This window comes from Serratia sp. ID 25-353, assembly GCF_054792795.1.
Genome location: NZ_CM139236.1, coordinates 2,645,221 through 2,664,407 on the forward strand (window position 1 = coordinate 2,645,221; position 19,187 = coordinate 2,664,407).

Consider the following 19,187-nt stretch of genomic DNA (forward strand, 5'->3'; position numbering starts at 1 on the left):
CCCGCCAAATACAATGCCCCAACGCCGCCAGAGAGACTTTCTTTAGTTAAAAAATCATTTGATTGTCGATAATTACGCCAACCTGGTTCATCATCTGGCAACAAATGCTGTACATCTTCTCTTTATCTCTTAGGATCGTCGGCAATAAAGTTATCTGATACGTGAAGAGTAAAACTGATGGAACTAGAATACGAAAGCAAACGCCCGCTCTACATCCCTTACGCCGGCCCGATTCTGCTGGAATTTCCGCTGCTGAACAAAGGCAGCGCTTTCACCGAGGAAGAACGTAGCCACTTCAACCTGCACGGCCTGCTGCCGGAAGCGGTGGAAACCATCGAAGAACAGGTGGAACGCGCCTACCGTCAGTATCAGGATTTCAAGAACGATAACGACAAGCACATCTACCTGCGCAACATCCAGGACACCAACGAAACCCTGTTCTACCGCCTGCTGGACTCGCACCTGAGCGAGATGATGCCGATCATCTACACCCCGACCGTCGGCGAGGCCTGTGAGCACTTCTCCGATATCTACCGCCGCGCGCGCGGGCTGTTCATCTCCTACCCGAACCGCGATCGCATCGATGACATGCTGCAAAATGCCACCAAGCAGAACGTCAAGGTGATCGTGGTCACCGACGGCGAGCGCATTCTCGGTCTGGGCGACCAGGGTATCGGCGGCATGGGTATCCCCATCGGCAAACTGTCGCTGTACACCGCCTGCGGCGGCATCAGCCCGGCCTACACGCTGCCGGTGGTGCTGGACGTCGGCACCAACAACCCGCAGCGCCTCAACGATCCGCTGTACATGGGCTGGCGCCATCCGCGCATCTCCGGCGAGGAGTACCACGCCTTCGTCGAAGAGTTTATTCAGGCGGTCAAACGCCGCTGGCCGAACGTGCTGCTGCAGTTCGAAGACTTCGCGCAGAACAACGCCACCCCGCTGTTGAATCGCTACCGCGATGAGATCTGCTGCTTCAACGATGACATTCAGGGCACTGCCGCAGTGACCCTCGGCAGCCTGATCGCCGCCAGCCGCGCCGCCGGCAGCCAGCTGCGCGATCAGACCGTCACCTTCCTCGGTGCCGGTTCCGCCGGCTGCGGCATCGCCGAGCAGATCATCGCGCAGATGAAGTCCGAAGGCTTGAGCGAAGACGAAGCGCGCGCCCGCGTGTTCATGGTCGACCGCTTCGGCCTGCTGACCGACAAACTGCCGAACCTGCTCGATTTCCAGAGCAAGCTGGTGCAGAAGAGCGACAACCTGGCCGGTTGGGAAACCGCCAGCGACGCCATTTCGCTGCTGGACGTGGTGCGCAATGCCAAGCCGACCATTCTGATCGGCGTGTCCGGCCAGCCGGGGCTGTTTACCGAAGAGCTGATCCGCGAAATGCATAAGCACTGCGAGCGCCCTATCGTGATGCCGCTGTCCAACCCGACCTCGCGCGTGGAAGCCCGTCCGGAAGACATCATCAACTGGACCGACGGCGCCGCCCTGGTAGCGACCGGCAGCCCGTTCGCACCGGTGAGCTATAAAGAGCAGCTGTACCCGATCGCCCAGTGCAACAACTCCTACATCTTCCCCGGGATTGGTCTCGGCGTGCTGGCCTCCGGCGCCACCCGCGTCACCGACGCCATGCTGATGGCTGCCAGCCGCGCGCTGGCGGACTGTTCGCCGCTGGCCACCGACGGCCACGGCGCACTGCTGCCGAATATCGACGATATTCAGGGCGTGTCGAAGTGCATCGCCATGGAAGTGGGTAAAGCGGCGCAGCTGCAGGGTGTGGCGATCGTCACCTCCGAAGACGCGCTGTCGAAAGCCATCGAGCACAACTTCTGGCGGCCGCAGTACCGCAGCTACAAGCGCACTTCGTTCTGATTGGCGCGCTGAAATGACCCAGCCCGGCTCCGCCGGGCTTTTTTGTGCGGCAAAACCGCCTAAAAATGCGGCGTTGCGCGTGCTTCAGGCGGTTCGCGTCTTGCGTCGATCGGTCAGGTAAAGTAGCCTTGATCCATCTTTTTCAGCCCGGCGCGCGTAAGGCAACAACATGTGGAAACGCCTGATCATCAGCCTGTTCATCATCATTGCGGTGTTGATGGGTTCGGCTATTGCGCTGGATCGCTGGATCAGCTGGAAAACCGCGCCTTACGTCTACGACGAACTGCAGGAATTGCCGCACCGCCAGGTCGGCGTGGTGCTCGGCACCGCCAAGTATTACCGCACCGGGGTGATCAACCAGTACTACCGTTACCGCATTCAGGGGGCGATCAACGCCTATAACAGCGGCAAGGTGAAATACCTGCTGCTGAGCGGCGACAACGCCCAGCAAAGCTATAACGAGCCGATGACCATGCGTCGCGATCTGATCGCCGCCGGCGTGGCGCCGAGCGATATCGTGCTGGACTACGCCGGTTTCCGCACCCTGGACTCCATCGTGCGCACCCGCAAGGTGTTCGATACCAACGATTTCATCATCATCACCCAGCGTTTCCACTGCGAGCGCGCGCTGTTCATCGCCCTGCACATGGGCATTCAGGCGCAGTGCTACGCGGTGCCGTCGCCGAAAGACATGATGACGGTCCGCGCCCGCGAGATCTTCGCTCGCCTGGGCGCGCTGACCGATCTGTACATCCTCAAGCGCGAACCGCGCTTCCTCGGCCCGCTGATCCCGATCTCCGCCATGCACACCGTGCCGGAAGACGCCCAAGGCTATCCCGCCGTGTCACCGGAACAGTTGGTGGAGCTGGAGCACAAGCTGAAAGAAGAGAAGCAGAAAGCCAAACAGCCCTGACGCGGCAAACGCCCAACAGAAAGGCCGGCAATAGGCCTAATACCGGTCACTTAAGCCTGACTGGTATTTTTTATCCAGTCTCTTTACGTGACGTGCAGGATGAATTGCCGTAAATACCCCGAATTTCTCTGTTACTACAATGAACGGCAATTGGAGGGCCGAAGGCGAGGCCCCTCCACCCGCGCCCTTGCTTAACACCGTCTGTCCGCTATGCGGAAATTACTCGGCCCATCCTGGGCCTCGCCCCTTCGGGGCCGCTGCAAGCAGCGTTCAAATCTGCTCCCGGCAGATTTGTCCTCGCCGCGTCTGCATTGTCGGGCGGGTCGGCTGCGACAAACGTCCCTGTTAGTCTCGCCTCAACCGACCTTCCCTGCCCGGTTGCCCCTGACAACGCCGTCTTGCTCGGCAGCCGGTGATGCGCGCCAAAGGTCAACACCCGTGCTGGCAGCTACCGGGCAACCCGTACTTCATGAGGTTATGGCAGAGAAGAGGAATTGGAGATGAGCACGGTATTGGACGCCCTTGAAGACGCCGAACGCAGGCATAGCGCATTAGGAGAAACCGCCATGGACGGCGGTTTCAGGTGAGACAGGCAGGGACGCCTGTCGCAACCGGCCTCAATGCGCTATGGCGGAGAGAGGGAAGTTGGCAAAGCCAACCGTCTGATAGGGCAAAGGCGCGGGTTGCCAGGGGCCGCGCCTTCGGCCCCTGGCTCGGTCGAGGCGTATGAGTCTCATGGCGCATCTCACCTTTATCGACCGAAAACTGCACAAATACGTTCAGAAAAACGCTAACTGACCAGCATTAGGCAATAGGCCGACCTTGTTGTCTGCGAGGTGATAAATCTACTTCTTCTTGGCGTATTTCAACGAATCCAGCGCCACGGCGAAGATGATGATGCTGCCCTTGATGATGTACTGCCAGTACGGGTTGATGCCGATATAGGTCAGGCCGTAGTTGATGACGGTAAAGATGATCACCCCGGTCACCACGCCCCACACCGTACCCACCCCGCCGGCGAAGGAGACGCCCCCCACCACGCAGGCGGCGATGGCATCCAGCTCGTACATAAAGCCGAGGTTATTGGTGGCGCTGCCGATGCGCCCCGCTTCCAGCAGGCCGCCAAAGGCGTAGAACACGCCGGACAGCGCATAGATCATGATCAGGTTCAACGGCACGTTGACCCCGGACACTTTGGCCGCTTCCGGGTTACCGCCGATGGCGAAAATGTTCTTGCCGAAGCGGGTCTTGGTCCACAGGATCCAGACGAATATGATGGCAATCAGCGCATAGAAGGTAATGTACGACAGCTTAAAGTCACCGAAGCGCAAGAACCCCTGGGCAAAGGTGGAAAACTTCGGATCGAAGCCCGCGACCGGCGAAGCGCCGACCGAATCGTAATACAGCGAGTTGATGCCGTAGACGATGATCATGGTGCCCAAGGTGGTGATGAACGGCGTCACATTGAGATAGGCGATAATCAGGCCGTTAACCAGGCCAATCACCGCACCGACCGCACACACCAGCAGGATGACCAGGGGAATCGACCAGGTTTCCATGTGCGGAAATACCTTGTTGACGTTATCCATCGACTGCAGCAGCGTGGCCGCCACCACCGCCGCCAACCCCACCTGTCGCCCGGCGGACAGGTCGGTGCCCTGGGTCACGATCAGCCCCGCCACGCCCAGCGCGATGATGATGCGCACCGAAGACTGCGTCAGAATGTTGCTCAGGTTCATCAGGCTGAGGAAGGTAGGATCCTGAATGATGATGATGGCCAACAGCACCAACAACACCACGTAAATGCCGCCTTCCTTGAAATAGGTAAATAAGGTTTTTTTATTTAGCGCGTTCATAATTCCGATCCTTAAAGGTGCAGGGAGGCGAGACGTAAGATTTCATTTTGCGAGGTCTGTTTGGTGTTAACGATGCCCGCAACCTGACCATTGCTCATCACCAAAATACGGTCGGTGATCCCCAAAAGCTCCGGCATTTCGGACGAGACGATAATGATCCCCTTGCCCTTCTTCGCCAGTTCGGTCATCAGCTGATAAATCTCGAACTTGGCGCCCACGTCGATGCCGCGCGTCGGTTCATCCAGCATCAGGATCTCCGGCTGCGTCAGCAGCCAGCGGCCGATGATCACCTTCTGCTGGTTACCGCCGGACAGCGAGCCGATATGGGTGTGATGCCCCGGCGTTTTCACCCGCATGGCGTCGATCACCCACTGGGTGTCGCTCTTCATCCGCGCGTTATCCAGCAGGCCGAGTTTGTTTTTATAATTGCGGATATTGGAGATCAGCGAGTTGAAGCCCACGTCGAGGTAGGCGTAAATCCCGGTGGAACGGCGCTCTTCGGTCACCAGCGCAAAACCGTGGTTGATCGCTTCGTTGGCGCTGTGGTTATCGATCGCCTTGCCGTGCAGCTTGATGGTGCCCGCCACCTTTTCGCGAATGCCGAACAACGTCTCGACGATATCGGTGCGTTTGGCGCCTACCAATCCGGCAATGCCAAGGATCTCGCCTTGGTGCAGATCGAAGGACACATCGCGGATCGAGGGCTGGCGCAACGACGTCAGGTTTTTCACCTCGAGGATCACCTCACCCGGCGTGTTCTGCCTGTCGGGGAAGCGCTGGCTGAGCGAGCGGCCGACCATCATCGCGATGATCTTGTCCATATCCAACCCTTCCAACGGCTGGGTGGCGATCCACTGGCCGTCGCGCAGCACCGTTATCTCGTCGCACAGCTGGAAGATCTCTTCCATCTTGTGCGAGATATAAACGATGCCGCAGCCGCGCTCTTTCAGCTTGCGGATGATGGTGAACAGATGATTGACCTCTTTCTCCGTCAGCGAGGAGGTCGGTTCATCCATGATGACGATTTTGGCGTCGTAGGAGAACGCCTTGGCGATCTCGATCATCTGCATCTGCGATACCGACAGGTTGCCCACCTTTTCGCGCGGGTTGATGTCGATATCCAGCTCGTCGAAGATCGCCTGAGTGTCTTTGAGCATTTTTTCCTGATCGACGAACAGGCCTTTGGTCGGGTAGCGCCCCAGCCACATGTTGTCCATCACGGTGCGCTGCAGCACCAGGTTCAGCTCCTGGTGCACCATGGAAACGCCGTGCTCCAGCGCTTCCTTCGAACTTTTGAAATCGATTTCCCGGCCCTGAAACACAATGCTGCCGCTGTCTTTTTTGTAAATGCCGAACAGGCATTTCAGCAACGTTGATTTCCCCGCGCCGTTCTCCCCCATCAGGGCGTGAATCGAGTGCGGGCGGACGCGTAAATTGACATTGTCCAAGGCTTTGACGCCGGGAAATGACTTACAGATATCCGTCATTTCCAGCAGAAATTCGCGTGAGCTATCGGCCATAAATACACCTGGCTTAACGATCTTGCAGTCGTAAACATCCCCGCCGGCGGTATTCCTGGTGTTGGCGCCGCCGGCGGGGTCTTAGCGGGATCTCAATTCTTATTTAACAAACTGAGACAGGTTGTCTTTATCTACGCCGACGTAAGGAATACGCACGACTTTATTTTCGACTTTATATTGGGTGCCTTCGGTGGCCGGTTTGCCCGCCGCCAGGTTTTTCGCCAGCTCGAAGGTGGCTTTCGCCTGGTTATCGGCGTCATTCAGCACCGTGCCCGCCATCGCGCCGGATTTCACCAGCGCCAGCGCTTCAGGCAACGCATCGACGCCAAACACCGGGATGCTGGTCTTGTTGTGCGCTTTCAGCGCTTCAACCGCGCCCATCGCCATGGCGTCGTTGTTGGCAATCACCACTTCAATCTTGTTGGCGTTCGGGCCGGAGAGCCAGGCGTCCATCTTGTCTTTCGCCTGCGCGGTATCCCACATCGCGGTATCCATCTGCAGTTGCTGGGTCTTGATGCCTTTTTCGTTCAGCGTTTTCACCACGTAGGTGGTGCGCGCTTCGGCATCCGGGTGGCCCGGCTCGCCTTTCAGCAGCACGAACTGGATCTGGCCGTCTTTGTTCAGATCCCAGGCCGGGTTGGCTTTCCAGTGTTTGGCGATCAACTCGCCCTGGATCACGCCGGATTCTTTGGAGTCGGTGCCGACGTAATATGCCTTGTCATAGCTGTCCAACGCTTTGCGGGAAGGCTCTTTGTTGTAGAACACTACCGGGATATCGTTTGCGCGCGCCTTATCGATAACCACCGGTGCCGCGGCCGGGTCGACCAGGTTAATCGCCAGCGCTTTCACGCCCTTGGCCAGCAGCACGTCGATCTGATCGTTCTGCTTGGACTGGTCGTTCTGCGAGTCATTCATCAGCAGGGTGACGTCCGGTGAAGCCTTGGCGTCTTTCTCAATAGCCTTGCGCACCACCGACATGAAGTTGTCGTCGTACTTGTAAATCGTGACGCCAATACGGGTGTCAGCATGGGCTGCGGCGCCAAACATCATGGCTGCGGCCAGGGCGGCCAGGGTGAAAACCTTCTTATTCATTGTCAGTCTCCGGTTCTGTGTAGGGTATTACTCGTCTTTAAGCCAATGGTCACCGGCAGTGCGCACACCCCAGGCCAGGCGATTTCCACTCAACACCTGTCGTCCGTGGATCTTGTTATTTCCGAGAAATGCTGTGTCAGCGCGAGATAAAGGTTGCAGCGGCAAGGGCCTTTGCGCCGGAAAACGCCTAGAGCATAGACGGCGTGATGTTAATATTCTGTGAATTTTCTCACAGATTGAAAACGGTTACACAAGATTAAATCGTCAGAGAGTGACCGTCGCCTCACTTTGCCAAGGGGCGACAGAATGGCGCCGCACCAGCGTCGGCATGAACAGATGAGCGGCCTGCGGCTCCACCAGGCCTGCTGCGCCCTGCAATGCCAGCTCGGTGGCCAGCGTGGCCATCGAGACGATCGGATAGCGCACCGTGGTGAGCTTGGGGCTGGTGTAACGCGCGATGGGGATGTCGTCGAAGCCGATCAGCGAGAAATGCTGCGGCACTGTGATACCGTTTTCTTTCAGCACCGCCATGGCGCCGGCAGCCATGGCGTCGTTGTAGGCGAACACCGCGCTCAGCTGTAGATTACGCCCCAGCAGCTCCACCATCGCCGCCTCGCCGCCCTGCAGATCCGGCGAACCGTAGGCGCGCCAGTTGTCGGGCGTGGCCAGCCCGGCGGCGGTCATCGCCTGCGCATAGCCCTGCTGGCGCAGCGGCCCGTCTTCAATCGGGTGATTGGAGCCCAGATAACCGATGCGCCGATGGCCCTGCGACAGCAAAAGACGCATCGCCATTTCCGCGCCGCAGACGTTATCCAGCCCGACGCAGCGCGGCTCATAACCGGGGATAATCCGGTTGATCAGCACCATGCCTGGCACCTGTTCCAGAAAACCGATCAGTTCGGCGTCGCTCAGGGCTTTGGCGTGAACAATCAGGGCGTTACAACGCTGTCGGATCAGCACTTCGATCGCGTGGCGCTCTTTGTCCGCCTGATGATAGCTGTTGCCGATCAGCAGGTATTTGTGGTGTTTCTGCGCCACCGTGTCTACCGCTTTCACCAGCGCGCCGAAGAACGGGTCGGAGACGTCCATCACCACCACGCCCAGGGTATCGCTGCTTTGGGTCGCCAGCGCCTGCGCATTGGCGTTGGGGCGATAGCCCAGATCCGCCACTGCCTGCAGCACCTGCTCGCGCGTCTCCTTGCTGGTCAGCGCGCTGTGGTTCAGCACGCGGGAGACGGTCGCCACGGAGACCCCGGCGCGTTTCGCCACGTCGCGAATGGTGATCGGATGAACTGGAGGCATGCGGGATCCTGAAATCGGGGTAGTGGCCGGTGGCGCTATCCTACCCCGATTGGCCCGCTGCTCGCGTGAATTACGTCACAGGAAAGAAAACGTTTACATACATTTTTTTAACCTGCCGGCAGGCGCTCACTTCAATGCCCTGGGTTCCGCTGCGCCGGCGGCCAACTGCGTCAACCGGCGCCACAGCCACTCCATCGGCCCCTGCTCGAAGTAACGCAGCCACAGTGCGGAAAACGCCAGGTTGGCCAGCCAGACCAGCGGCACGAATGCCAACAGCTGCAGCCGGTCGAACTGCTCATAGAGACCGAAGCGATAAAACAGCGTGGTGCAGATCAGCGTTTGCAGCAGGTAGTTGCTCAGCGCCATACGTCCCACCAGGGTCAGCCAGTGGGCGATGCGCATGCGCGACAGCGTGGGCCAGAAACCGTAACACAGCGCCAGATAGCCCATCGCCTGCAGCGGGGCGCCCAGCTCGCGCGGGACCTGCAGCAGGAAACCGCTCCAGCGATAGTCCCAGTGGACCTGCCATTGCAGCGCCACCGCCGGCAGCTGGATCAGCACCGAAAGCGGCAGTAGCCACGCCGCCTGCCGCAGGTAATAGCCGGAGGAATAACTGCCGCGCAGCCAGCCGCTGCGCATCAGCCCGGCGCCGAACAGCATCAGCCCCGCCAGCTCCCAGCCATACTGCGCGCCGATGGCCAGCAGGCTGGACGAGAGCAAATCGGTGCGGCTGCGCCAGGCTTCGAAACCGCCCTGCAGCTTCCAGAACTTCTCGTACTGCAGCTCCGCCACGCCCGGCTGCCAGAAGCTGCCCGGTTCACCGTGCGAGATAAAACCGAGCAGCAGCAGCACCGCCACACCGATCAGGTAGAGCACCACGCCGGTTTTCAGCAGCTGGAAGGTTTCCCTGGCTTCGCGGATCATGTGCCAGCACACCAGGCCGATCAGCCCGTAGGCCAGCAGAATATCGCCGTCCCACAGGAAGATGGCGTGCGCAAGGCCGAACAGCACCAGCCACGACAGCCGCGCGCGGATCCAGCTTTTGCCGCGCCGCAGCAGCATTTGCAGCCCGGCGCCGAACAGCAGCGCGAACATCGCCAGGAACTTGGCCTGGGCGAAGAGATCGAGCAGCGCCCAGGTCCAGGCATCGCGCGACGACGGCATACCCAAATAGGCCGGGTTGAGGTAGGCGGCCTTCGGCAAGCCGAAGGCGCTGATGTTCAGCAATAAAATGCCGAGGATGGCGATGCCGCGCACGCAGTCCAACGTGGCGATGCGCGGCAGAGGGTGACTGTTCATTTTTTATCGCTGTCTTCCGCTCATGAAAAAGGCGCCCGCAGGCGCCTGTTGTCGTCGTGCGGGTCGCCCCGCAACGCCATCACCCCTGGTGATGGCGCACCGCGCGCAGGAACTCCTGACGGGTGTTCTGGCTGGACTTGAACAGCCCCCCCAGCGAGGTGGTAGTCGTGGCGCTGGTCGCGTCGCGAATGCCGCGTGCCTTGACACAATAATGGACCGCATCGATCGATACCGCCACGTTATTGGTGCCGAGCAGAGTCTGCAGCGCCACCAGGATCTGCTGGGTCAGGCGCTCTTGCACCTGCGGACGCTGGGAGAAGAACTGCACGATGCGGTTGATCTTCGACAGGCCGATCACCGAGTCTTTCGGGATATAGGCCACGGTGGCCTTGCCGTCGATGGTCACGAAGTGGTGCTCGCAGGTGCTGGTCAACGTGATATCACGCACCGTCACCATCTCATCCACCTTCATCTTGTTCTCGATGACGGTAATTTTCGGGAAGTTGGCGTAGTCCAGCCCGGAGAAGATCTCGTCGACATACATTTTGGCGATGCGATGCGGCGTCTCCGCCAGGCTGTCATCGGACAGATCGAGATTCAGCAGCTGCATGATTTCGGTCATGTGCTCTTTGATGCGGCGCTTGCGCGTTTCGCGATCCAGCACTTCCCCGCGCAGCGGCGTCTCCAGACCACGCTCTTCCAGTGCCGCATGCACCAGCGCGGCTTCTTTACTTAATGATGTCATGTCTTTGTTCTCCTGCGGACGGAACCCGCCGGCGGCCTGGTAGGGCGTGCGGCCGGCGAATTGCTTGCTCTCGTGACGGCAGAGTTTTCGTGGTGGATAACGTGAACCCGGTCAAGATTTTGCCCCACTGTAGATGAGAGCGCGGCGATTATCCAGTGATAGTGCTTCATCCGCAGGTGAAATATTCGCATTTAGCACAATCAGGCCGGCTGCAGGATTCCACGTTTTTTGTATGGATTTTAATCACCGCATCGCCGTTTTTTGCGCCAACCGCCGCGCCGGGGTATTCACCATCAGCGCACCGGCCACCAACAGTGCCGCCACCGCCACGTACAGCGCAGGTTCCAGTCGATGGGTCAAGGCGGTCGACAGCGCCGACAGCATCGGCCCGACCAGTTGGCCGATCGCATAACCGGTAGTCAGCAATCCGGCCATGTAACGCGCATGGCGCGGCGCCAGTTCACGGCCGTGCTGAAGGGCGAGCTGCACCACGCAGAGAAAACCGCCGCCGGTCAGCAACGCCCCCAACGCCAGGCCGGCCACGCCCGGCACCACTTCGGCGCTCAGCACGCCCAGCGCCTGTATCCACAGCGTGATCGCCAGCCGGGTCTGGGTGGTCAGCCGGTGGCGGGTCAAAATACCGATAACGATCCCCAGTACCGCCGCGCCGCCGAACACCGGCCAGACGAACTGCGCAAACAGGCTGTCGGGAAAGCGCGCGGCCGCCATCTGCGACAAGAACGTCGCCGGCAGGATGTAGCCGAAACCGGCCAGGCTGTAGCTCCACACCAGGCGTTTGAGCGCCGGCGTCAGCAGCAGCGGCTCCGGGGCCACGTCCGGGCGATGCAGCTCACCGCTGCGCGGCAGAAAGGCGCTAATCCCCCCGACCAACACCAGTGCCAGCCCGCCATATACCAGCCAAGCCTGCGCCGCCGTCAGCCCCAGCGTGTTGATGCCCACCGCCAGCATGCCGCTGAGGAAGATACCGGCACCCGGCCCGGCGAACACCGCCGCACTCAGCGCCGGCCGGCCGTAGTGCGCCAACCGCTCGTTTGTCCAGGCCGCCACCAGTACCATCGCCCAGCCGCTGGCCCAGCCGATGACGAAACGCAGCGCACCGTGCGTCCATTCATCCTGCGCCAGCGCCGACAGCAGCGTCAGCGCCACCGCGCCCCACACGCCAAGCCACAGGCGCCGCTCGACGTGGCGCGTGGCGCGCATCGCGTCGTAGGCGCCGCACAGGTAGCCCAGGTAGTTGATCGCCGCCACCAGCCCGGCGCCGGTGAGGCTGAACTGGTGTTCCGCGATCATCAGCGGCACCTGGGGAGTGAAAGCGAAGCGGCCGATACCCATCGCGACGATCAGCGCGGCAAAACCGCTCAAGGCAATACGTAAAGCCATACCGGTATCCAAAAGGTTAAAAGAAAGTTGCCAGTATCATGCCGCAGTATTAAACTCACAAAAACTGAATAATAGTTATCAAGTTCATCACGAAACGAGAACATTATGGATCTGACCCAGCTTCGCATGTTCTGCTGCGTGGCGGAAACCGGCTCGGTCGCCCGCGCCGCCGAGCAGCTGCACCGCGTGCCGTCGAATTTGACCACCCGGTTGCGCCAGCTCGAGCAGGAGCTGGGCGCCGATCTGTTTATCCGCGAAAAACAGCGCCTGCGCCTGTCGCCGATGGGCCATAACTTTCTGTGCTACGCCAACCGCATCCTGGCGCTGAGCGACGAGGCGATGAGCATCACCCACGCCGGCGAACCGGCGGGCAACTTCGCCCTCGGTTCGATGGAGAGCACCGCCGCCACCCGCCTGCCCTCGCTGCTGGCGGCTTACCACCAGCGCTTCTCGCAGGTTTCGCTGTCGCTGACCACCGGCACCTCCGGCGAAATCGCCGATCGAGTGCGCGCCGGCACGCTGGCCGCGGCGCTGGTCGACGGCCCGGTGTCTTATGACGAGCTGAACGGCTGCATCGCCTATCCTGAACATATGGTGGTGATCTCCTGTCTCGATCACGCGCCGATCCACAGCGCCAAAGACGCCAACGGCGAAACGCTGTTCGCCTTTCGCGCCAGCTGTTCCTACCGCCTGCGGCTTGAGGCCTGGTTCAAGCGCGAAGGCGCGCGGCCGGGGCAGATCATGGAGATCCAGTCCTATCACGCCATGCTGGCCTGCGTCGCCAGCGGCGCCGGGCTGGCGATGATCCCGCATTCGGTGCTCAGCCTGCTGCCGGGCCATGAGCGGGTCCGGGTTCACACCCTGCCGCCGGACGTGGCCGACACCGCCACCTGGCTGCTGTGGCGCCGCGATGCGTTCGGGCCGAACGTGCGCGCGCTGAAAGAATTGATTATTGAACAGACGGAAACCGCCGCTGTTGATGAAAGCACCCCCAACGATTTATCAGACGTTGTCGATATCGCCTGATTTAAAAAGAAAACCACTGAGGAGACTATGATGGAGATGATCAAAACCCGCGCCGCCGTTGCCTGGGGCCCGAACCAGCCGCTGAAGATCGAAGAAGTCGAGCTGATGCCACCGCAAAAAGGCGAAGTGCTGGTGCGGATCGTCGCCACCGGCGTTTGTCACACCGACGCCTACACCCTGTCCGGCAAAGATCCGGAAGGCGTGTTCCCGGCAATCCTCGGCCACGAGGGCGGCGGCGTGGTGGAAGCGGTCGGTGAAGGCGTCACCAGCGTGGCGGTCGGCGATCACGTGATCCCGCTCTATACCCCGGAGTGCGGCGAGTGCAAATTCTGTAAATCCGGCAAGACCAACCTGTGCCAGGCGATCCGCGCCACCCAGGGCAAAGGGCTGATGCCGGACGGCACCACCCGCTTCTTCAAGGATGGCAAGCCGATCTTCCACTACATGGGCACGTCCACCTTCTCCGAGTACACCGTGGTGCCGGAAATCTCACTGGCGAAAATCAACAAGGAAGCGCCGCTGGAAGAAGTGTGCCTGCTGGGCTGTGGCGTGACCACCGGCATGGGCGCGGTGATGAACACCGCCAAAGTGCAGCCGGGCGACACCGTGGCGATCTTCGGTCTGGGCGGCATCGGCCTGTCGGCGATCATCGGCGCGCAGATGGCCGGCGCGGGCCGCATCATCGGCATCGACATCAACACCAGCAAGTTCGATCTGGCGCGCAAGCTGGGCGCTACCGATCTGATCAACCCGAAAGACTATGACAAGCCGATTCAGGACGTGATCGTCGAGCTGACCGACGGCGGCGTCGACTTCTCCTTCGAGTGCATTGGCAACGTTAACGTGATGCGTTCCGCGCTGGAATGCTGCCACAAAGGCTGGGGCGAATCGGTGATCATCGGCGTCGCAGGCGCGGGCGAAGAGATCTCGACTCGTCCGTTCCAACTGGTCACCGGCCGCGTCTGGCGTGGTTCGGCGTTCGGCGGCGTTAAGGGCCGTTCGCAGCTGCCGGGCATCGTCGAGCGCTATCTGGACGGCGAATTCGCACTGAACGACTTTATCACCCACACCATGGGGCTGGAGCAGATCAACGAAGCGTTCGATTTGATGCACGAAGGCAAATCGATCCGCACCGTCATCCACTTCGACCAATAAGCCAGGAGGCAGAGATGACGTTGTCATTGGAACTTCTCGAAGAGCACCGCATGTTCGGCGGCTGGCAGCAGCGCTATCGCCACGCGGCGCAGAGCCTGAATTGCAACATGACATTCAGCATCTACCTGCCGCCGCCGCGTGATGACAACCCGCCACCAGTGCTGTACTGGCTGTCGGGGCTGACCTGTAACGACGAGAACTTCACGTTGAAAGCCGGCGCGCAGCGCATCGCCGCCGAGCTGGGCCTGGTGCTGGTGATGCCGGACACCAGCCCGCGTGGCGACGAAGTGCCGAACGACGAAGGCTACGATCTGGGCCAGGGCGCCGGGTTCTACCTGAACGCCACCCAGGCGCCGTGGGATCGCCATTTCCGCATGTACGACTACATCAGCGCCGAACTGCCGGCGCTGATCGAACAGCACTTCAGCGTCAGCGATCGTCAGTCGATCTTCGGCCACTCGATGGGCGGCCACGGCGCGCTGATGATGGCGTTTCGCAACCCGCAGCGCTTCCGCTCGGTATCGGCGTTCGCGCCGATCGTCAACCCGTGCCAGGTGCCGTGGGGCCGTAAGGCGTTCACCGCCTATCTGGGCAGCGACGAAAGCCAGTGGCTGCAGTATGACAGCTGCCATCTGCTGGCCAGCGGCGCGGAAAAAATGCCGGTCCTTATCGATCAGGGCGACGACGACCAGTTCCTGGCCGACCAGCTGCAGCCGGCGCGGTTGGCGGAGCTGGCGCGCCAGCGCGACTGGCCGCTGACGCTGCGCATTCAGCCGGGGTACGATCACAGCTACTTCACCATCGCCACCTTCGTGGAAGATCACCTGCGCTTCCACGCCGAGCACCTGTTCCGCTGATAAAAAATCCGGGCGGTTATTAACCCGTCCGGATTTCTTCAAATACCGTCAAAAAGAAAGTCGATGGCGGCTTTTATCCTGCTCCGATACTGGGAAACATCACAAAACTCGGCCCCCAAAGCCCGAACCGGGATGCTGGCCATTTCATATGTCATCACGGCATACTCGTTGTCATCAATCAATCTGATCAGCGGGATCAAGCGCTCCGGCCGCGTACTCCCCGGGTATTTTTCAACGGGCAACAAAGGGATCACAACTCGACGATTTAATTGCCCAATGATATCGCTCGTCACATCAAGCAACAGGGGATAAACCGCGCTGTTTCCCCTATTCGCATACACTGTAAATTGCATCGCTAAAACGTCCTGTATTCGTCGCTAAAGCAACCATGCTCATCATTAAATCGGTTAAGCGCTTCAAGCGCCTCTCGGTTTTCTTCCTGCCATTTTATCCTCTCATGCTGACGCAACTCAGCATCTAAAGCAGCCGTTAGCGTCGCGCTGAGATTAATCCCCGCCTCACGCGCACGGCTCAACAAACTGCGTTCCAGCGTCATGGTCACACTTTGCGTCGTTCGTTGTTTTACTGGCATCGGCACCTCTCTCACTCATCTTCGTGCAAACAACACGGTTTATTGAACGGATAATAGCACTGAGACGTCATTTTAACCCGTTCAAATATGCGCCATACGTTAAAGCATCACCCCTTCAGCTTCGGATCGAGCGCGTCGCGCAATCCGTCGCCCAACAGGTTGAAGGCCAGCACGGTGATGAATATCGCCAGGCTGGGGAAGATCGCCACGTGCGGCGCAATCACCATATCGGCGCGCGCCTCGTTGAGCATCGCTCCCCACTCCGGCGTTGGCGGCTGGGCGCCCAGGCCCAGAAACGACAGGCTGGCGGCGGTGATGATCGAGGTGCCTATGCGCAGGGTGAAATAGACCACGATCGAAGACAGGGTGCCCGGCAGAATGTGCCGCAGGATGATGGTCCAGTCCGAGGCGCCGATGCTGCGCGCCGATTCGATATAGGTCAGGTGCTTCAGCACCAGCGTATTGCCGCGCACCAGGCGGGCGAAAGCCGGAATGCTGAAGATCGCCACCGCGACGATCACGTTGGCCATGCCGCTGCCCATGATCGCCACCACGCCGATCGCCAGCAGAATGCCGGGAAACGCGAACAGCACGTCGCAGACGCGCATCGTGAGGCGATCCCACCAGCCCTCATAGTAGCCGGCCAGCAGCCCCAGCAGGGTGCCGATCGCCCCGCCTGCCAGCACCGAGAACACCCCGGCCGCCAGCGAAATGCGCGTGCCCATCAGGATGCGGCTGAAGATATCGCGCCCTAGGGAATCCACGCCCAGCCAGTGCATCAGCGAAGGCCCCTCGTTCAGCCGGTCATAGTCGAAGTAGTTTTCCGCATCGAACGGTGCCAGATAAGGCGCCAGCAGCGCCGCCGCAATCAGCAGCAGCACGAACAGGCCGGCGACCAGCGCCGCCCGCTGGCGGCGAAAACGCCGCCAAAACTCGCCCCACGGCGTGCGTACCGCGTTAGGGTCGATAAGCGGCATCGCCTTCAGTGCGGCGTTGCGCCGCCAATGCTTAATCATGCCGCGTCCTCATTGATAACGAATCGCCGGGTTGATCGCCGCGTACAGCATATCCACCAGCAGGTTGATCAGGATGAACTCCAGCGAGAACAGCAGCACCTCGGCCTGGATCACCGGGTAATCGCGCATCTCCACCGAGTCTACCAGCAACCGCCCCAGCCCCGGCCAGTTGAACACCTTTTCCACCACGATCGAACCGCCGAGCAGGAAGCCGAACTGCAGCCCCATCATGGTCACCACCGGGATCATCGCGTTGCGCAGGCCGTGTTTCATCACCACCACGCTTTCCCGCACGCCCTTGGCGCGCGCGGTGCGCATGTAGTCCTCCTGCAGCACCTCGACGAACGAAGCGCGGGTGAAGCGCGCCATCACCGCTGCCACCGCCGCCCCCAGGGTGATCGAAGGCAGAATGTAGTGTCGCCAGCTGTCGGCGCCCACCGTCGGCAGCCACCCCAGTTCGACCGAGAACACCTGCATCAGCAGCATGCCGAGCGCAAAGGCCGGGAACGAGATCCCCGACACCGCCAGCGTCATGCCGAGGCGATCCGGCCAGCGGTTGCGCCACACCGCTGACACCACGCCGATCGCCAGGCCGAACGCCACCGCCCACAGCATGCTGGTGACGGTCAGCCAGAAGGTCGGCATAAAGCGCGAGGCGATCTCTTCGCTCACCGGGCGTTTGGACACCATCGAGATGCCAAAGTCGCCCCGCAGCGCGTTGACGAAGAAGTGCGCGAACTGCTGCGGCAGCGGCTTATCCAGCCCCAAATCCTTGCGCACCAGCTGCACCACCGCCTCGTCGGCCTCCGGCCCCGCCGCCAGACGCGCCGGATCGCCCGGCAGCAGATGGACGAACAGGAACACCAGCACCGCCACGATCAGCAGCGTCGGGATCAGGCCCAGCAGTCGTTTCAGAAAATAATTGAGCATCTCATTCCTTCCCCCGCCCGCCGCCGTCTGGCCGCAGGCGGGGATGGGCGCCTTATTTCAGATCGGCGTTATCAAAGTTGAACGAGGTATCCGGCATCACGTAGAACCCGCTCAGCTGTTTGCTGTTGGCCGACAGCAAACGTTCGGTCGCCAGGAAGATCCAGGGCGCGTCGGCCCAAATGCGATCCTGCGCGTCCTGATACAGTTTCTGCTTCTCGGCGCGATCGGTAGTCGCCAGCGCGTCGGTCAGATCCTTGTCCACCTGCGGGTTGCTGTAGAACGCGGTGTTGAACTGCTTCGGCGGCGCCGCCTGGGTAGAGAACAGCGGCGACAGCGCCCAGTCCGCTTCCCCGGTCGAGGCCGACCAGCCGGTGTAGAACATCCGCACGCCGGTGTCTTTCACCCCGACGCTCTCCACCTGCGCCGCACGCTGCCCGGCATCCATCGCCGTCACCGTCACTTTCACCCCCACCTGCGCCAGCTGCTGCTGGGTGAACTGCAGCACCTTCTGCGCGGTGCTGTGGTTGTGGGAAGACCACAGCGTGGTGGTGAAGCCGTTCGGGTAACCGGCCTCTTTCAGCAGCTCGCGCGCCTTGGCCGGATCGTACGGCCACGGCTTATAGCGGGCGGCGAAGTCAATGGCCGGCGGCACCGGGCCTTCCGCCGGCACCGCGTAGCCGGCGAACGCCACCTTGATCAGCGCGTCCTTGTTGATGGCGTAGTTCAGCGCCTGGCGCACCTTCGGGTTGTCGAACGGCTTTTGGGTGACGTTCATGCTGATGTAACGCTGCAGGATCGACGGCGCGGCCACCACGTCCAGCTTGGCATTGCCCTCCAGCACCTTGGCCTGCTCGTAGGGGATCGGGAAGGCGAAGGTCGCCTCGCCGGTCTGCAGCATCGCCGCGCGGGTGTTGTTATCCACCACCGGGCGCCAGGTGATGCTGTCGAGCTTCGGCAGCCCCGGCTGCCAGTAGCCGTCGAACTTCTTCACCTTGACGAAATCGGTCTGATTCCAGGTCACGAATTGATACGGCCCGGTGCCGACCGGATGGAAACCGATCTCCTTGCCGTATTGCTTCAGCGCCGCCGGCGAGATGATCGCCGCCGCCGGGTGCGCCAGGTTGTTGACGAACGCCGAGAACGGCGCCTTCAGCACGATCTTCACCGTATTGGCGTCCACCGCCTCGGTTTTGTCGATCATCTTGAACAGGTTGTAGCGCTTGAGGTGACTGTCCGGATTGCTGGCACGATCGAGGTTGATCTTCACCGCCTCGGCGTTGAACGCGGTGCCGTCGTGGAATTTAATCCCCTGGCGCAGTTTGACGGTATAGGTCAGGCCGTCTTTGCTGACCTCATAGCTGTCCGCCAGCACGTTCACCAGCTTCATGTCCTTATCGAAGCCGAACAGCCCCTGATAGAAAGACTTGGCCACCGCCTGCGACAGCGTATCGTTGGCGTCGTAAGGATCGAGGGTGGTGAAGTTGGAGGCCACGGCGATCACCGCGTCCTTCGCCGCCCAGACCGGGCCGGTTCCCGCCGCCAGCAGTACGGCGGCCAACAGCGCATTGCGTTTGAATGTGTGCTTCATGTCGCTTGTCTCTCCTGAGG

The 19,187-nt window shown here is 60.8% G+C and carries 17 protein-coding genes; 5 read left to right on the forward strand and 12 right to left on the reverse strand.

Features of this window, described 5'->3' with window-relative positions; translation table 11 throughout:
- The first annotated feature begins 177 nt into the window (after positions 1 to 177).
- The gene (locus ACYF6X_RS12735) at positions 178 to 1,875 is read left to right on the forward strand and encodes an NAD-dependent malic enzyme (RefSeq protein ID WP_004938945.1); all 1,698 of its coding nucleotides are present in this window, start codon (positions 178 to 180) and stop codon (positions 1,873 to 1,875) included.
- A gap of 169 nt (positions 1,876 to 2,044) precedes the next feature.
- Positions 2,045 to 2,788: an outer membrane permeability protein SanA gene (gene sanA, locus ACYF6X_RS12740; protein WP_004938948.1), complete on the forward strand. Its 744-nt coding sequence runs from the start codon at positions 2,045 to 2,047 to the stop codon at positions 2,786 to 2,788.
- Positions 2,789 to 3,633: 845 nt separating this feature from the next.
- Here the strand turns inward: sanA and mglC are convergent.
- From mglC to ACYF6X_RS12775, 7 genes are all read right to left on the reverse strand, one after another.
- Positions 3,634 to 4,644 carry a galactose/methyl galactoside ABC transporter permease MglC gene (gene mglC / locus ACYF6X_RS12745; RefSeq protein WP_004938953.1) on the reverse strand — a complete coding sequence of 337 codons (1,011 nt, stop codon included), beginning with the start codon at positions 4,642 to 4,644 and terminating at the stop codon, positions 3,634 to 3,636.
- A gap of 11 nt (positions 4,645 to 4,655) precedes the next feature.
- Complete coding sequence (gene mglA / locus ACYF6X_RS12750; RefSeq protein ID WP_033637724.1) at positions 4,656 to 6,164, reverse strand: galactose/methyl galactoside ABC transporter ATP-binding protein MglA; 1,509 nt, start codon at positions 6,162 to 6,164, stop codon at positions 4,656 to 4,658.
- A gap of 99 nt (positions 6,165 to 6,263) precedes the next feature.
- Positions 6,264 to 7,256, reverse strand: coding sequence for a galactose/glucose ABC transporter substrate-binding protein MglB (gene mglB / locus ACYF6X_RS12755; protein WP_063988873.1), 993 nt, complete (start codon positions 7,254 to 7,256; stop codon positions 6,264 to 6,266).
- 264 nt (positions 7,257 to 7,520) lie between these two features.
- On the reverse strand, positions 7,521 to 8,558 hold the full coding sequence (galS, locus tag ACYF6X_RS12760; RefSeq protein ID WP_107227452.1) for an HTH-type transcriptional regulator GalS: 1,038 nt from the start codon (positions 8,556 to 8,558) through the stop codon (positions 7,521 to 7,523).
- A 126-nt stretch (positions 8,559 to 8,684) separates the two neighbouring features.
- Positions 8,685 to 9,857 carry a DUF418 domain-containing protein YeiB gene (gene yeiB / locus ACYF6X_RS12765; protein ID WP_130018463.1) on the reverse strand — a complete coding sequence of 391 codons (1,173 nt, stop codon included), beginning with the start codon at positions 9,855 to 9,857 and terminating at the stop codon, positions 8,685 to 8,687.
- 79 nt (positions 9,858 to 9,936) lie between these two features.
- Positions 9,937 to 10,602, reverse strand: a complete 666-nt coding sequence (folE, locus tag ACYF6X_RS12770) for a GTP cyclohydrolase I FolE (protein WP_004938969.1) — start codon at positions 10,600 to 10,602, stop codon at positions 9,937 to 9,939.
- A 243-nt stretch (positions 10,603 to 10,845) separates the two neighbouring features.
- Positions 10,846 to 12,003 (reverse strand): YbfB/YjiJ family MFS transporter, encoded by a 1,158-nt coding sequence (locus ACYF6X_RS12775; protein WP_107227450.1) that lies wholly within the window; start codon positions 12,001 to 12,003, stop codon positions 10,846 to 10,848.
- Between the two features lie 105 nt (positions 12,004 to 12,108).
- Here ACYF6X_RS12775 and ptrR point away from each other — a divergent pair, with 105 nt between their 5' ends.
- The 3 genes from ptrR to fghA are packed head-to-tail and all read left to right on the forward strand — an operon-like array spanning position 12,109 to position 15,041.
- Positions 12,109 to 13,029, forward strand: a complete 921-nt coding sequence (gene ptrR, locus ACYF6X_RS12780; RefSeq protein ID WP_130018462.1) for a putrescine utilization regulator PtrR — start codon at positions 12,109 to 12,111, stop codon at positions 13,027 to 13,029.
- Between the two features lie 30 nt (positions 13,030 to 13,059).
- Positions 13,060 to 14,184: an S-(hydroxymethyl)glutathione dehydrogenase/class III alcohol dehydrogenase gene (locus ACYF6X_RS12785; protein ID WP_063988868.1), complete on the forward strand. Its 1,125-nt coding sequence runs from the start codon at positions 13,060 to 13,062 to the stop codon at positions 14,182 to 14,184.
- Between the two features lie 14 nt (positions 14,185 to 14,198).
- Complete coding sequence (gene fghA, locus ACYF6X_RS12790) at positions 14,199 to 15,041, forward strand: S-formylglutathione hydrolase (protein WP_015377214.1); 843 nt, start codon at positions 14,199 to 14,201, stop codon at positions 15,039 to 15,041.
- A 38-nt stretch (positions 15,042 to 15,079) separates the two neighbouring features.
- Here the strand turns inward: fghA and ACYF6X_RS12795 are convergent, their stop codons facing one another.
- The 5 genes from ACYF6X_RS12795 to gsiB form a co-directional block, all read right to left on the reverse strand.
- On the reverse strand, positions 15,080 to 15,394 hold the full coding sequence (locus ACYF6X_RS12795) for a CcdB family protein (protein WP_107227448.1): 315 nt from the start codon (positions 15,392 to 15,394) through the stop codon (positions 15,080 to 15,082).
- A gap of 2 nt (positions 15,395 to 15,396) precedes the next feature.
- The gene (locus tag ACYF6X_RS12800) at positions 15,397 to 15,633 is read right to left on the reverse strand and encodes a type II toxin-antitoxin system CcdA family antitoxin (RefSeq protein WP_029988820.1); all 237 of its coding nucleotides are present in this window, start codon (positions 15,631 to 15,633) and stop codon (positions 15,397 to 15,399) included.
- A 107-nt stretch (positions 15,634 to 15,740) separates the two neighbouring features.
- Positions 15,741 to 16,649 (reverse strand): glutathione ABC transporter permease GsiD, encoded by a 909-nt coding sequence (gene gsiD / locus ACYF6X_RS12805; protein WP_172837460.1) that lies wholly within the window; start codon positions 16,647 to 16,649, stop codon positions 15,741 to 15,743.
- Positions 16,650 to 16,658: 9 nt separating this feature from the next.
- The gene (gsiC, locus tag ACYF6X_RS12810) at positions 16,659 to 17,579 is read right to left on the reverse strand and encodes a glutathione ABC transporter permease GsiC (protein ID WP_038880960.1); all 921 of its coding nucleotides are present in this window, start codon (positions 17,577 to 17,579) and stop codon (positions 16,659 to 16,661) included.
- Positions 17,580 to 17,631: 52 nt separating this feature from the next.
- A complete protein-coding gene (gene gsiB, locus ACYF6X_RS12815) occupies positions 17,632 to 19,167 on the reverse strand; it encodes a glutathione ABC transporter substrate-binding protein GsiB (RefSeq protein WP_107227447.1) in 1,536 nt (511 codons plus the stop codon).
- Positions 19,168 to 19,187 lie beyond the last annotated feature (20 nt).

Coding starts and splice junctions, on each gene's coding strand:
- ACYF6X_RS12735 (WP_004938945.1), top strand. CDS start 178: ATGGAACTAGAATACGAAAGCAAACGCCCGCTCTACATCCCTTACGCC.
- sanA (WP_004938948.1), top strand. CDS start 2,045: ATGTGGAAACGCCTGATCATCAGCCTGTTCATCATCATTGCGGTGTTG.
- mglC (WP_004938953.1), bottom strand. CDS start 4,644: ATGAACGCGCTAAATAAAAAAACCTTATTTACCTATTTCAAGGAAGGC.
- mglA (WP_033637724.1), bottom strand. CDS start 6,164: ATGGCCGATAGCTCACGCGAATTTCTGCTGGAAATGACGGATATCTGT.
- mglB (WP_063988873.1), bottom strand. CDS start 7,256: ATGAATAAGAAGGTTTTCACCCTGGCCGCCCTGGCCGCAGCCATGATG.
- galS (WP_107227452.1), bottom strand. CDS start 8,558: ATGCCTCCAGTTCATCCGATCACCATTCGCGACGTGGCGAAACGCGCC.
- yeiB (WP_130018463.1), bottom strand. CDS start 9,857: ATGAACAGTCACCCTCTGCCGCGCATCGCCACGTTGGACTGCGTGCGC.
- folE (WP_004938969.1), bottom strand. CDS start 10,602: ATGACATCATTAAGTAAAGAAGCCGCGCTGGTGCATGCGGCACTGGAA.
- ACYF6X_RS12775 (WP_107227450.1), bottom strand. CDS start 12,003: ATGGCTTTACGTATTGCCTTGAGCGGTTTTGCCGCGCTGATCGTCGCG.
- ptrR (WP_130018462.1), top strand. CDS start 12,109: ATGGATCTGACCCAGCTTCGCATGTTCTGCTGCGTGGCGGAAACCGGC.
- ACYF6X_RS12785 (WP_063988868.1), top strand. CDS start 13,060: ATGGAGATGATCAAAACCCGCGCCGCCGTTGCCTGGGGCCCGAACCAG.
- fghA (WP_015377214.1), top strand. CDS start 14,199: ATGACGTTGTCATTGGAACTTCTCGAAGAGCACCGCATGTTCGGCGGC.
- ACYF6X_RS12795 (WP_107227448.1), bottom strand. CDS start 15,394: ATGCAATTTACAGTGTATGCGAATAGGGGAAACAGCGCGGTTTATCCC.
- ACYF6X_RS12800 (WP_029988820.1), bottom strand. CDS start 15,633: ATGCCAGTAAAACAACGAACGACGCAAAGTGTGACCATGACGCTGGAA.
- gsiD (WP_172837460.1), bottom strand. CDS start 16,649: ATGATTAAGCATTGGCGGCGCAACGCCGCACTGAAGGCGATGCCGCTT.
- gsiC (WP_038880960.1), bottom strand. CDS start 17,579: ATGCTCAATTATTTTCTGAAACGACTGCTGGGCCTGATCCCGACGCTG.
- gsiB (WP_107227447.1), bottom strand. CDS start 19,167: ATGAAGCACACATTCAAACGCAATGCGCTGTTGGCCGCCGTACTGCTG.